This is a genomic window from Sulfurimonas sp. (assembly GCF_023229025.1).
Classification (GTDB): Bacteria; Campylobacterota; Campylobacteria; order Campylobacterales; family Sulfurimonadaceae; genus Sulfurimonas.
On sequence record NZ_JALOAA010000009.1, the window covers coordinates 48,845 to 62,185 of the forward strand.

At 35.0% G+C, this 13,341-nt stretch carries 16 protein-coding genes; 14 read left to right on the forward strand and 2 right to left on the reverse strand.

Going from position 1 to position 13,341, the window contains the following annotated elements; all coding sequences use genetic code 11:
* Positions 1–10: 10 nt before the first annotated feature.
* From M0Q20_RS03655 to M0Q20_RS03720, 14 genes are all read left to right on the forward strand, one after another.
* Positions 11–208 (forward strand): hypothetical protein, encoded by a 198-nt coding sequence (locus M0Q20_RS03655; RefSeq protein ID WP_295058807.1) that lies wholly within the window; start codon positions 11–13, stop codon positions 206–208.
* On the forward strand, positions 202–456 hold the full coding sequence (locus M0Q20_RS03660) for a helix-turn-helix domain-containing protein (RefSeq protein WP_295058808.1): 255 nt from the start codon (positions 202–204) through the stop codon (positions 454–456). Before M0Q20_RS03655 ends, M0Q20_RS03660 begins: the two co-directional genes overlap by 7 nt.
* Positions 450–1,004, forward strand: coding sequence for a hypothetical protein (locus M0Q20_RS03665; protein WP_295058809.1), 555 nt, complete (start codon positions 450–452; stop codon positions 1,002–1,004). Before M0Q20_RS03660 ends, M0Q20_RS03665 begins: the two co-directional genes overlap by 7 nt.
* Positions 1,001–1,774, forward strand: a complete 774-nt coding sequence (locus M0Q20_RS03670; RefSeq protein ID WP_295058810.1) for an AAA family ATPase — start codon at positions 1,001–1,003, stop codon at positions 1,772–1,774. The genes M0Q20_RS03665 and M0Q20_RS03670 overlap by 4 nt, the downstream gene beginning before the upstream one ends.
* Before the next feature lie 10 nt (positions 1,775–1,784).
* Entirely contained in the window at positions 1,785–2,075 is a 291-nt protein-coding gene (locus tag M0Q20_RS03675; protein WP_295058811.1) for a hypothetical protein, read from the forward strand.
* A 241-nt stretch (positions 2,076–2,316) separates the two neighbouring features.
* Entirely contained in the window at positions 2,317–5,484 is a 3,168-nt protein-coding gene (gene mobF / locus M0Q20_RS03680; protein ID WP_295058812.1) for a MobF family relaxase, read from the forward strand.
* Between the two features lie 15 nt (positions 5,485–5,499).
* Positions 5,500–7,044 carry a type IV secretion system DNA-binding domain-containing protein gene (locus M0Q20_RS03685; protein WP_295058813.1) on the forward strand — a complete coding sequence of 515 codons (1,545 nt, stop codon included), beginning with the start codon at positions 5,500–5,502 and terminating at the stop codon, positions 7,042–7,044.
* Between the two features lie 452 nt (positions 7,045–7,496).
* A complete protein-coding gene (locus M0Q20_RS03690; protein WP_295058814.1) occupies positions 7,497–7,823 on the forward strand; it encodes a SoxR reducing system RseC family protein in 327 nt (108 codons plus the stop codon).
* 324 nt (positions 7,824–8,147) lie between these two features.
* The gene (locus M0Q20_RS03695) at positions 8,148–8,402 is read left to right on the forward strand and encodes a hypothetical protein (protein ID WP_295058815.1); all 255 of its coding nucleotides are present in this window, start codon (positions 8,148–8,150) and stop codon (positions 8,400–8,402) included.
* Positions 8,374–8,940 (forward strand): protein adenylyltransferase Fic, encoded by a 567-nt coding sequence (gene fic / locus M0Q20_RS03700; protein ID WP_295058816.1) that lies wholly within the window; start codon positions 8,374–8,376, stop codon positions 8,938–8,940. The genes M0Q20_RS03695 and fic overlap by 29 nt, the downstream gene beginning before the upstream one ends.
* A 27-nt stretch (positions 8,941–8,967) precedes the next feature.
* A complete protein-coding gene (locus M0Q20_RS03705; RefSeq protein WP_295058817.1) occupies positions 8,968–9,465 on the forward strand; it encodes a hypothetical protein in 498 nt (165 codons plus the stop codon).
* 79 nt (positions 9,466–9,544) lie between these two features.
* Entirely contained in the window at positions 9,545–10,339 is a 795-nt protein-coding gene (locus M0Q20_RS03710) for a TIGR04255 family protein (RefSeq protein WP_295058818.1), read from the forward strand.
* Positions 10,323–10,910, forward strand: coding sequence for a hypothetical protein (locus M0Q20_RS03715; protein WP_295058819.1), 588 nt, complete (start codon positions 10,323–10,325; stop codon positions 10,908–10,910). The genes M0Q20_RS03710 and M0Q20_RS03715 overlap by 17 nt, the downstream gene beginning before the upstream one ends.
* Before the next feature lie 20 nt (positions 10,911–10,930).
* Positions 10,931–11,437 carry a hypothetical protein gene (locus tag M0Q20_RS03720; protein ID WP_295058820.1) on the forward strand — a complete coding sequence of 169 codons (507 nt, stop codon included), beginning with the start codon at positions 10,931–10,933 and terminating at the stop codon, positions 11,435–11,437.
* A gap of 6 nt (positions 11,438–11,443) precedes the next feature.
* Here the strand turns inward: M0Q20_RS03720 and M0Q20_RS03725 are convergent, their stop codons facing one another.
* Both M0Q20_RS03725 and M0Q20_RS03730 read right to left on the reverse strand, forming a co-directional pair.
* Positions 11,444–12,532: a site-specific integrase gene (locus M0Q20_RS03725; RefSeq protein ID WP_295058821.1), complete on the reverse strand. Its 1,089-nt coding sequence runs from the start codon at positions 12,530–12,532 to the stop codon at positions 11,444–11,446.
* A gap of 294 nt (positions 12,533–12,826) precedes the next feature.
* Positions 12,827–13,300 (reverse strand): HlyD family efflux transporter periplasmic adaptor subunit, encoded by a 474-nt coding sequence (locus tag M0Q20_RS03730; RefSeq protein WP_295058822.1) that lies wholly within the window; start codon positions 13,298–13,300, stop codon positions 12,827–12,829.
* Positions 13,301–13,341 lie beyond the last annotated feature (41 nt).

Consider the following 13,341-nt stretch of genomic DNA (forward strand, 5'->3'; position numbering starts at 1 on the left):
GAACGAGAAGATGCAGAGATACAAGATGAAAGATTGTAAAAAACTAGAGAGATATTTCAACTCTCTGGTTAAAAAGTATGACAGTTTTGAGAGCAAAGCGGTTTTAACCTACCGCGATGCAGAACAGATAGAGGAGCTAGAGAGCATGATAAATAAGCTCTCTCGCTTTTTTCAAACTACTACCAAAAAGGAAATAAAAACATGTTAAACAACGTAAATGATATTACACGCGGTGCGGTAGCGGTTCTAATCGCTCATATACAACCACAAGAGAAAGAGGGCTTGACAGTTAATCAAGTTGCTCAAATGCTAGGTATAAGCGTCTTACAATTAAATCTTATGAGACACAACAATGAAGAACCTCAATTTTACAAGGAGGACGGCAAAATCTTATATAAACCCTCTAGTATCAGAGCATTTATTCAAGCAAACACAAAGGAAAGAAAGGCATGTTAGATAAAGAAACAAAAGCCGCTCTTGAAGAGATTACGGTCGCGGTGTCGATGCTCGAAAAATCGACCGCAGTTTTTCAAGAGGTAAACGAAAAGCTAGAGTATCTTCCAAAAGCTCAACAAGAGCTAATGGGATTTAGAAAAGAGCTTCAAAATCTCAAAAATGAGACGGCGGCAGAGCTTAAGAAACAGATAAACACCGCAGAGCTTGAAAAAATCTCTTTGCAGGCAGTTAAAACACTTGATTACCTTGCAGACGAGACAATACCCGCCCTTCAAAAAGCGGCAGAGGAGCAGAAAAAGGCAAGGAAGAGCGGAGGATTTAAAACGCTTTTTATCGGGCTAGTGATAGGCGGCGCGGCGACCTTTGGTTATATGTCGCACTTCCTCTTTAAAATGGAAAAAAACCTTACACCGTTTGTAATCCAATACTACGAAGATGTAAACCAAAAAATCATCGGCATACCAAACACAATGTTTCATAAGCAAGATAAGAATCATGCTTATTTCAAGATAGACAAAAATACAAACAATCAGAAAGGTTCAAAATGAAAAAGAATATCGTATTAATCAATACTAAAGGCGGTGTAGGAAAAACGACTCTTGGTTGGCACTTGATGCCTTTTTTACTGCAAGATAGAGATTTTCAAATCGTTGAAATAGACGATAACAACAATACATCTCTTGCATTTGGAAACTCGGAACTTTTGAGAAACAAAGTTGTATCCTGTAACATCTCAAAGGGTACGGAGAAGCTAGAGGAATTGGTTGTTGAGAACATGATTGAAGCGGATAAAATCACTATTATTGACAGCGGAGGAGGGAACGACAGCAGGGCGGTTTTAAACTCGATGTTGTCTCAAAACTTGACGGAAGATACTCTTTTTGTGATTCCATATCTCGCGGATTTTTCACAGTTAAAAAACCTCTTTGAGACGGTTGAGCTTGTCAAAGATTTTGACTTTATTGTGGTGCTAAATAACTATATCGGTATCGAGAATGAGGATGAGATGTTTAGAATAGGCAACGAAGAGTTCGATATTCCAAATATTGAAAAAGTCTTCAAAGATAAATTCTTCATAGTTAAGAGAAGTAATCTTTTCTCTTTCGCTACAAGCATACACAAACAAACCATTTATGATTTTGCGAAAACAGCATTTGATTATAGCCGCAGTGAGATGCTGGAATATGCCAAAGAGGTAACAGGTGCGAATAAAGAAAAAATGACACAGATGTATCGTAGTTGGAAAATCTCGGACAATGCAAAAGATTATTTGGAGAGCAAAGAGATAGAAAAACTAAGAGATAGAATTTTGAAGTAAAGGGTATGTTATGGGTAAACTTGAAAAATGGCTTGAGAAAAATAAACCACTCAAGAGAAAAAGTAATCTGTTTGAATACCAAAATGAGATAACTAGGCTCAATGAGCTTGGTTATACTCAAAACCAAATAGCAGAGTATTTGAAAGAAGTGTGCCAGACGGAAACTACACAACAAAATCTATCAAGATTTTTGAAAGAACCGAAAAAAGAACCGATGAAAGTTGTTAAAGAATCTCACAAAGTGGTAGAAGAAAAAGCAAAAAATAGTGATTTAGACAACTATTTTGCGAAGTATAAGTGAAAAGTAGTTTACAACTACTTTACACACAAATACGCATATATACAACGCTTTTACCACGTTTACTACTACTTCACGCATTTTACAACGCGTTTACCACTTTTACAACTCTCATACAACTACTTTACGCACAAATACAATGAATAGAGTTACCACACCCCACGCCCATTCGATAGCGGGGTTAATAAAACAATCAAAACATCTATCGTTTTTCTAAAAAATCATCAAAAAGGAGGAAATCAACATGATGTCAATTTCAAAATGGCAATCGGCAAGTCAAGCAGAAAATTACTTTCAACAAGACCTCGACTATTACCAAAAAAATCAAGAGCTTGGAGAATGGTTCATCAATGGAGAAATGGCAGAGAGATATTTAAATATTGAACATAAATCGGCTATAACCAAAGATAGCTATCAAGATTTTTCAGACCTTATCAATCAAAATCTCAAGGGCAATGCAACAGGAGAACAAAGAGCAGGGTTTGATATTACATTTTCGCCTAGCAAGAGCGTCGATGTAATCTACACGGTGGCAGATGAGGATATGAAGAGAGATATTCTCAAAGCTCAAGACAGAGCGGTTAATGTTGCACTTAATAGAGCAAGTCAATATATAACCTACAGAATGAGAACTGAAAACGGCAGAGAGCATTTTCAAAACAACGGACTTGCAATCGCTAAGTTTCAACACTTGAGCAACCGCAACGAAGAAGTAAAAATACATACTCACTGTTTTATTGCAAATCAGACCGTTAACTCAAAAGGTGAACTTGTATCAATCGACAATAAGCAGCTCTACGATAACCAAAAGCTTATCACGCAAATCTATCATCAAGTACTCTTCCAAGAGTTGCAAAAGCTAGGTTTTGGGAGCGAGGTTTTGGATATCCAAAAAGACATCATTGAAATCAAGGGTGTATCGAAAGAAGCAAAACAGGCTATCTCTACAAGAACGCTACAGATTGAAGAGTGGCTTGTCGAAAACAGAGCCGAACTGATGGAAAAATATCCGAACGCAAACGAAAGTCAGCTCCGCCAAATCGCAACGCTTGAAACCAGAAACCAGAAAGAGACTCATAGCTATAGTGAACTCTCGCAGATAGAGCAAAAAAACAGAGAGCTTGTAGAAGCGACAGGATTCACTCAAGAATCAATCGCATCTTTACAAAATGCAAAGAGCGAAGAGCAAAAGAGTTTAAACATAAAAGAGCTTATTGAAAAAGCCGCCGCGATTGTGACAGAACAGGAATCTACTTTTACGAAAGAAGAACTACTCTCAAAAGCAATCAAGCTTAATGCCATTCAAGGTTATACGTTTGATTTATTGGAGCTTGAGGTAGCGATTATGATAAAATCTGAAATCATAGAGATTGATAAAAATGTCTATTCAACTCAAGAAATGATAGATATAGAGCAGTCACTACTAAGCTATGCAAAGGATAACCAAAACACCAAAGAAGCTGAAACTACCAAAGAGCAGGCAGAGCAGTTTTTAAATAAAAAATACTCTGGCATGACTGCAGGACAAAAAGCGGCTTTTACACATCTCTTGACTTCTCAAGATGGAGTTAGCGGCATCTTTGGAGATGCGGGAACAGGTAAAACCTATATGCTAAAAGCAGTTAAAGAGTTTCAAGATATGCAGGGCAAAGATAACCTTATCGGACTTGCACCCACGAACAAGGCGGCGGGAGAGATAAGCAAAGAGAGCGGTATCAAAGGACAAACCATTGATAGCTTCATTATTCAAAAAGAACACTTGCAAAACCAAATCATCATAGTGGACGAAGCCTCAATGCTTGATAGCAGGAAGATGAAACAGCTTGTATCCATCGCGGCGGTTACAAACTCTAAGCTTGTATTAATGGGGGATACTAAGCAATTTACATCAATAGGCGCGGGAGCTATATTTGAGCAATTAAGCTCACGAGGAGCAATAAAGACAGCTATCATGGATGAATCCATGCGCGCTAAAACCGAAGAGATGCGAGAGCTATATAAGCTTACTAAAGAGCAAAAGACCGATACCGTCTTAGACATTTTAGAGAAAAAAGAGCAGTTTAAAACTATTGAAGAGAACAGCTATAAAGAGGTCGTGAATGAGTACCTTGAAAACAAGGATGATACTCTGCTTTTGGTTATGAAAAATGATACCCGCAAAGAGTTAAACGAACTTATACGCGAAGAGCTTAAAGCATCGAATCAACTATCAAACCACTCATCAATGGTTATTCAAGAGAAACAGCAGTTAGACAGCATATCAGCTCATTATCACAGCAGTTATATAGTTGGCGATAGTGTGCAGATTATGGAATCGTATAAAGGAGGCTTTAAGAGCGGAACAGAAGCTGTTATAACAGTTGTCAACGAAGAGAATAACAGTGTCACACTTCAAGATAAAAACGGTAAGAGCAAAGAGATAAGCTTATCGGAGCATGGCGACAAACTCTCTCTCTTTAAAAAAGCACACAAAGAGTTCTCGCATGGAGATAAGATAATCTTTACCAAAAAAGATAAATCGTTAGGGTTAAACAACGGAGATATTGCAACAGTTAAAGATATAAAAGATGGGATTATAACTGTTGATGTCAACAGCAAACGCGAGATAAAAATCAATACAAAGGAGTATAACTATATTGACCACGCATACGCAATCACTAATCACAAAGCCCAAGGGCAAACAAGCGAAAGAGCTATATTTGTAGGCGATAGCCGCCTATCAAACCAAAACGCTCTCTATGTAGCTATAACGAGAGCAAAAACGCATATAAGCATCTTCACACAAGACAAAGAGCAGTTCAGAGATGCGGTGTCGCAAAGACAGCGCAAGAGAACAACATTAGACTACATCAAATTAAATCAGGAGTTAAAACAACATGGAAGAGCTAGAGAAATTATTAACCACATTGTTAGAGGCGCAGCAAGCAAACTTAGAGGTATCACATCAGATATTAGGGATTCTATCCAAAGAACCAGAGGGCGAGAGCAAGTTATCGCAGACGCTAGACGAGATATTGGAGAGCTTACAAAAAATCGAACAAAAGTTGAGTTGATGCTTAATAGCATGAAAAAGAGTATTGATAAAGTTGAGAACTATATCGATACCAAATTTACAAAAATACAAACAGAGGAAGAAGAGATGTTAAGACAAAACCAAAACACTAGACCTAATCAAAAGGCAGAGCAAGAGGATGTCGAGGCAAAGAGCCAAGAGCAAGAGAAAAAAGAGGAGCAATCTCCGCTAGAAAAAACATTCGAGTTTATAGAGAATGTTCAAGATACGGCAGAGGTTGCGCTAGATATTGCAAGAGGCGAAATACCAGATTTAGACAAGGCGACCGAAATCGCTTTAAGTATCGCTGGCAAGAGCAAGCAGTTAGATAACTCTGTTGAAATAGGGCAAGAGATGTAAGGGAGATATAAGAAGATGAACAAAAGTGAATCAAGTGTGTTCTGGTTGAGTGTATTAGGTTTTGTGGGGTTTGGGTTTTTCGCAAACAAAGCTATCGGGCTTAGTTCTGGCGAAACATTCGGCTTATTGCTTGTGATGTATATAATCGCTATGTACATATATACACTCTTTAAAAAAGAGATAAAAAACAACAGGGTTTATTATGCAAACCCATCAATGGCAGGCAGTTTTCCAAACTATGACAATGTAACAGGCGGCATCAAGTGGACGAGAGCCGCACGCGTAAAGAGTGAGGAAGAGGGCGTTTTGATTGATAAATTCAGATTTGACAAAAGTGTCAAAAACAGATTCTCACTTCTGCAAGGTTGGCAAGAGAGCACACTTGAAAAAGATGTAACCGTCAATCCAAAAGCACTCACTAGAGGCTCACTTTTAATCGGACAACCAGGAAGCGGCAAGACCGTTTTTTTAGAGCCGATACTAAATCAGCGATGGTGGAGCAGAGCACTCATCCACGACACAAAAGGAAGCCTTAGGTCGGTCTATTATGATTCGCGAAAAGATATCATCAATAACCCATTTGATGCAGAGGGCAGTATATGGGATTTGTTTGAAGAGGCGCGGACATATCCGCAGATCATCAAACCTTTCTTTATAAATCTGCTTAACGGCGTTTTAAACGAAAAGGGCAAAGGCTTTTTCCCTGCAAGTGTTGCAGATAGATATATAGCTATCTTTAACAAGGTCTTAGTACAAAATCTTGACACAAAAGAATCATGGGAGCTGTTCGTGCAATCGTGCAAAAAGTATTTTGAAGCGGCGATGAGCGGAACGCAAAAAAGCGAGATGGATGTCGTATCAACTATGAAATTGATATTTGACTTCTTTGAATATCAAAACTATCGTATTCAAGAGGACGCAAAAACTTTTACGATTGGTACATTTATGAAAAGAAAAAACGCAAAACTCTTTTTATTAAACAAACAGAGCTACGCAACATTTTTAAATCCCTACTTTGGAGGATTTATCGCTGCATATACAAATATCTTCATGGATGTCACAAAAGACAATACCGATGAATATACGCTCTTTTTACTTGATGAGTATTTGACATTCCTACCGATGCTCGATGAAGCAACGCTTACGACACTTCATACATTAATCAGGTCTAAAGGAGGTTGTCTATTGCCTGCGGTTCAGTATGTACCCGCTCACTCTAAAGAGCTTATGCAAAAGCTTGTCAACAGTGTTGACCATCTCTTTGTGTTTCAAACGGCAGATACGGACACTATCAAGTTCATTAAAGAGAGTTTGGGAAAGCAAGAACACCAGACAATATCAGAGACTAAAGACGGCTTCAACAAATCAACCCAAACGAGCGACCTGTTGACCGATGATATATTGAAGAGCTTAGGAAGTGATTATACTCATATAACCTACATCCCAAGCAGAAACATACTCTATAAAGGTTATACGGACAAGATTCATCTTGAAGTAAAGCATCCCGAATTTATAGACGCGGGGTATGATATGTACTTAATGCAAAAATATAGCTCTTAAATTAGCGAATTATACCGTTTGACTAGCGAATTATACCGTTTCAACCATTGACAACCAATCAAGAGACGGATAACTTTTTGCTCTTCAAAAATTATTAACGGCATTTTTCCAATAGGAAATTTGCCCGCCGTTTTTCCAATTTCACTCCATCCCCTTTTTTAAATTGTAAGTGTAGAAAATTATTAAATGAAACTGCGCTGAAAATTCTTAAAAAGCGAGCATATACTCACTGCGTTGCGTTATCCCTCTCTTTTTGAATATTAAGCTGCGTTCCAAGTAAAACTTTCTATTTGACACTTACAAAAAGGGCGACGAAGTGAAACTCAAGGGAAAAGGCAGAACAAAAAGCCTAAAGAGTGAAAAATCCTAAATTTTCAAAGAGCAAAAAGAAAAAAGGCTCAAAAGAAAATCTAAGTGAAAAGCTCTTTTAAAAAACAAATCAAGGAGAAAAAATGTCAAAAGAGAAAGAAGAAAAAGTACTTTTAGAAAAGTGTGAGTGCGGCAATATGGTACACGATGATGCACCCGCTTGTTTTCATTGTGGGAAAGTAAAGGACAGAAGTATATATGAAAGGCATGCGTTTTGGACGGCAGTATATATGTTTACCGTTCCGTTCATTACTTATTTTGTTTTGACTAGAGCTTTTAATATGCAAGAAGATACAGCGGAAAATATAAGTATTTTGCTATTTATTACAGGCTTAATTTGGTATTTCATTATTGCGAGGGCGTATGATAAAAAATTCAATAAACACCCATACGCTCGCCGTAACTTCTGATATCGCTTCCCGCATTTTTTTACACTCCCAATGTAGAGAAATGACGGGTTGTTTAAAATCCTTAATACCCACATTAAGAAATTAAACATTGAAATAACAATAATCCTTAATACCCACATTAAGGATTTAGACAAAATCTACTCAATAATACTTAATACCCACATTAAGTTTTCAGCTAAAAAGTACAAATAAAAATTTGTTTTTGTTATAATTTTTAAAATTTGATAGTAATTGGAGTTTGAGATGGGTATCAAAAAAACTGGAGAAGTAACGGGAGCATCAATAATCTTATTGATATTCTTCCCTATACTTATAGCTAAACTTATGGCAAACAAATACCATAAGGACGGGTTTTTAGGAATGATAAAGGCTACTTTGGCGGTAATTTTGGCTTTATTTCCATGGATATTTTATAAACCACTTACTGATGATTATGGCACGACTATTACTGTAATTATTACAGCAGTGATGCTTTTTATTGCAATCATGTTGTTTATCTCCTCCTCAAAAAGAAGCAGAGCATTGGCAAGAGCTGAAATGGAGACAACCAATGAAAACCATGGACGAACAGAGCCTTGAAAATGCTTATCGCTTGTTTGAGAGTGGCGATATTGAGAGCATAGAGGTAGGAACTATCAAAGGACTTCAAAAGATACACCTTTATATCTTTGATAAGCTCTACGATTTTGCAGGGCAGATAAGAGAGGTTAATATCTCCAAAGGTAATTTTAGGTTTGCAAACAGTCTTTATCTTAAAGATATTTTGCCCCAAATAGAATCAATGAGTGAAAATAGCTTTGAAGAGATAATAGCCAAGTATGTAGAGATGAATATTGCTCATCCTTTTTTAGAGGGTAATGGCAGAAGCATGAGGATATGGCTTGATATGCTTTTAAAAGAGAGACTTCAAAAAGTTGTTAATTGGCAGTTTGTAAGCAAAGAAGCTTATCTACAAGCTATGGAGAGAAGCCCAATTAATGATTTAGAGCTTAGAACTCTTCTTAATAACAATCTTACTGTTGATGTTGATAATAAAGAAATTATATTTAATGGAATAGAGCAGTCTTATTATTATGAGGGATATGAAAAGAGTATTATTGAACTACGGTACACCTAAATTTATTTTATATATGTAGGAAATTATTTGTTAATCTATCATTTTACAGATTTAGAATCAGCATTGAATATTATTTATTCAAAAAAATTCATCGCATATTCCAATAACATTTATAATGGTGATTCAGGATTAAATTCTTTTCCTTGTCTTGATGGAGGATTTAATTATGGACAAAATTTTAATAAAACAGGAATAATATTAGTTTTTGAATGGTCGGGTGCTGTTGTAAAGGATGCTTCTATTTATAAACCTCCGCATCAGATGGAACGAAATACTATGTACATTCAGGGAGCGTGGAGAAGTTTTATACCAGTTAATACAGATTCCAAATATCTCAAAGTAGTAGATATTATTTATGACACAACAATACTTGATAAGTTAATAAAATACCCATTTTATTTTTACTTAATTCCTAAATTTTTCAATAATTTAAAATTTAAGATATATGAGAAATACAAACTAGAAGCTGATAATCAGTTTAAGAAATTATTTGAAAAAAAAGATATGCATATAAGCATTATCTAATATAGCAATTATTGGATGATGATTAAGTAAATAGTACGTTATTTAATGGTAGAATACAAAAAAAAGATGTAGGTTAAAGATGGAAAACTTTAGTGCGTGTTCAGGGTGTAATGCTGTAAAAGTTATTGCATTTGCTTTTAATATGGTGGAGCGTTTTTCAGAAGAACATATCAAAGAAATATTGAAAAAAGCCAAAGAGAGTCAAGAGTTAAAAGAAATTTTTGGTGAACCAAAAGAACAGCAAATGTTTTCTACTACGATAAATCCAGATGGAACACAGCAACATTCTAGCGGGTTAGGTGGTGTTCTATTTGAAAAAAGTAGTTCTAACCCAGACAAGCCATTTAGCTGGAAAGTACTTATTAATGTTGACCAAATATTGATTCAATGTTTAGAATATAGTCGTTGGCACAATATTTTCGAGGAGTTTAAAAATTATATCGAAAAAGTTTTTTCACTTATTGGGGGTAATTTACTTATTCGTCAAATGACATTAGAATATTTGGACGAATTTATATTAAATAATCCACAAAGCAATTGGAAGAAAGAGCTTTTTGCAGAAGATTGTAGTTATATTTTACCAAACATATATTCTTTAGAAGATTTTTGGCATATTAATCATGGCTATTTTGTTACAAAAGCTGAATTTGATAGCTATAAAATGCTAGACACTTTAAATATCAACTATTTTGCTGATGAACAGGATGCAATGAAACAAAAAATACAGGTTAGGACGCAACATAACTTATTGTTAGGAGTATGCCAATATAATAAGGATAAGTTTTTCACGTATTTAGATGAAATGCATATCCACAGTAAGTCAATATTTGACACTATTATTAGAGAGGAAGTACGAAATGAATTTGATAACTAATAAAGTTTTATCTACTGTAGTGCCAAGTTTATTAGTGGGAGGATTATTAGTAGAAACGCCTCCTACGATGTCTACTCATAATTTAGCTGATAATATTAGTGCAAAAACAGTCTCATGTAAGAGCTTTATAGATAGTAGATACTGTGAGCTTATGAAAAAAATTGAATCATATCAATATTTGAATGAGAATTGGGATGGGTATGGTGGAAAAGCACCTAAAGAGGAAGTTATTGGCTTTGCCATTGGCATTATTCAAGAGTTGCAAAAACATCAAATTTCTGCTCCAAAAGCTATGGTTTCAGGTCATGGTGAAATTGCTTTGTTTTGGAAAAGACAAAATCAATACATTGAAATAAGCCTTGAGGAAAATCACCAGTCCTCTTATTTTGTTAAAAATGAAAATAAAATTTATGGAGAAGAGGATTGTTTTATAGATTATAAAATTCCGAAGATGCTCATTGGTGGTCTAACAACCACAAATGCTAAAAATACTATGGGTGCATCGGATAGACTGTATACTACCATTAGCAGTACGGAATCAACAAATCATACATTTTTTTTAACTGCTTAAAAATGACCAATGAGTATTATTTGCAACAAGAGAAAATAAAACAATCTATATATTCTCCTGATATAGTTGATAATAGTGAACAAATCGCAAGACTTATAATGTCTCCTAAGCACTTTCAAGATGGTGAAGTTGATGCAACTGCATTTGAGCAAATTATTCATAGCGGTATGTCGGTTTTACGTAAAAAAGATATTGATATTTTCAATAAAGACTCGTTAGCAACTATCAAAAAGCTGTCTAACAATGGGATACAAGAATATGTTGGTTACGTTCAAGCCTCTGTCAATGAAATTAGATTAATTTTGATACAAACATATAGGCTTTTTTATGTATTAGATACAGCAACAAGAGAGACAACCTCTCATGCTGATGTTCATGTAGTTAGAACACCTGAAATTATAAAAGCATCTAATTTGCCTAAAAAATCATTTCATCAATATATAAGGTCGCAAATTGCAGAACTTTTTAACCAAAAAGGATTAATTAACAATACTATTGATTTAAAATTAGTTAGTTCACTTTCGTAATTTATCTCACTTTTTCCCAATTTCGGAAAATACATCCCATGCTTGTTTAGCCATTAATTCTTTTTGATTTGAGTATCTTTGAGTTACGGTTATATTAGAGTGTCCTAAAAGTCTTTGGACTGATTCCATAGCTACATTGTTATTGATTAATACAAAGCCTAGCAAATGTCTAAAATCATGTATTCTCATATCTATTTTAAGCTCATCTTGCAGATATTGCCAATATCGTTTAGGAATTGCACTAAATTTCTTTTCAGTCCTCGGCGATACAAAAACAAGACCTTTTTCTTTTCTTATAAGATTTAAGTGCTCTATCAAATCATCATCAAGTGCATAGGTCTGATTTTTGCGAATTTTATTATTGTAATCCCTAATAAAATATATCTTATTTTCAAAATTTATATCTTCCCAACATAACGACCTGACTTCGTTGCTCCGTCGTCCTCGCAACAAAAACATAAACATAACCCTATATTGATTATCTGGAATATTCATAATTTTATCTATGAGTTCTTTTATTTTCTCATCTGGAAGAGAAAAATATCTTGTATTGTCAAACTTTGGAAATTTCAAAAAATCAGTTATATTTTTTTCTACTAAACCAAACTCAAGAGCTTTTTTGTATAAAGGAGAGAAGAGTTCTTTAACAGTTATAATATAACTTCCTTTTTTATTGTCTTTTACCATGCTGTTTATTATTTTTTGTAAATCATCACTATCAACATCTTTTAGATTTTTATTTTTAACAGCACTCGGCACATACTTATCATAAAAATAAAAGGCACTTTTCCATCTGTTTTTTGAGATTGTTTGTTCTCTCATCTCTTGAAATTCATAAAAAAATTTATCTAAGGTAGGGTTATCAGCTCTCTTGGTTGATTTACCTGCTTTATGGGCACTAATAAGTTCTACTCTTCGTTGATATGCTAATGCGGGATTAGTTTTGTATTTATCGTTAGAGTGCCCTACTATTTGTTCAATTTCAGTACCGTTGACTTTTGCTCTTGCTAAATAAGTCTTGACTTTTGTTTTTGCGTCCTCTTTAACATAGACGCCAGTGTATTTTGTTTTGATATAATCTTTTCTTGTTCCCATAAGGACATTGTATCAAAAAAACCCCACTTTTTACCCCACTTTTTTAGTAAATTTACTTAAAAAATAGTACATTCTAGTAAAACATTAAATCTTTAAAATAAGCTAATAAAGCCCGTAAAATAGCTATTTTAAAAAGGTTTGTAAATAAATATAAATATTTAAGGCTTGACGCTCATAACGGAGTGGTCCCGTGTTCGAGTCACGGCGAACCCACCACTGCAAAATTCTATACACAACAAACTTTCTAAAGAAAATTAAAACTACACCTAGTTAAACTGGCTATTAAAAATTATTTCATCGAACACTCATGCCTTCATCAAGATATTTGATTAGTGGATACAAGAAAAACTCAATTACACGACGTTTCCCTACTTTCATCTCTGCAGTGACACTCATGCCCGAATGCAGAAAAACTTTTTCTGAGTTTACTGTTAAAAAGTGTTCTTTTGGTTCAATATAAATCTCATAAACAGGACCTAGTTTTTCATCGTCTATGGAGTCGTCTGCCTTATGTGTAACTGCTCCATGAATCATTCCATATTTTTGAAAGTCGAAAGTGTCTATTTTAACTGCTGCTTGCATCCCTTTTTTAATAAATCCACTATCTTGATTGAGTACAGTAGCTTTTATAATGAGCGGTGCATCTTTTGGGATAACGGTAATAAGTTTTTCAGCGGGGGTCACAACACCGCCAACAGTATGTGTCAACGGCGGAGTTAAATTCGGCAGAAATTCGTAAAAAAAATTACGAATTGTAACCTTAAGCAACGAGGGTTTAGTTTACTCCTTTTATTGATTTTTTTGCTTTA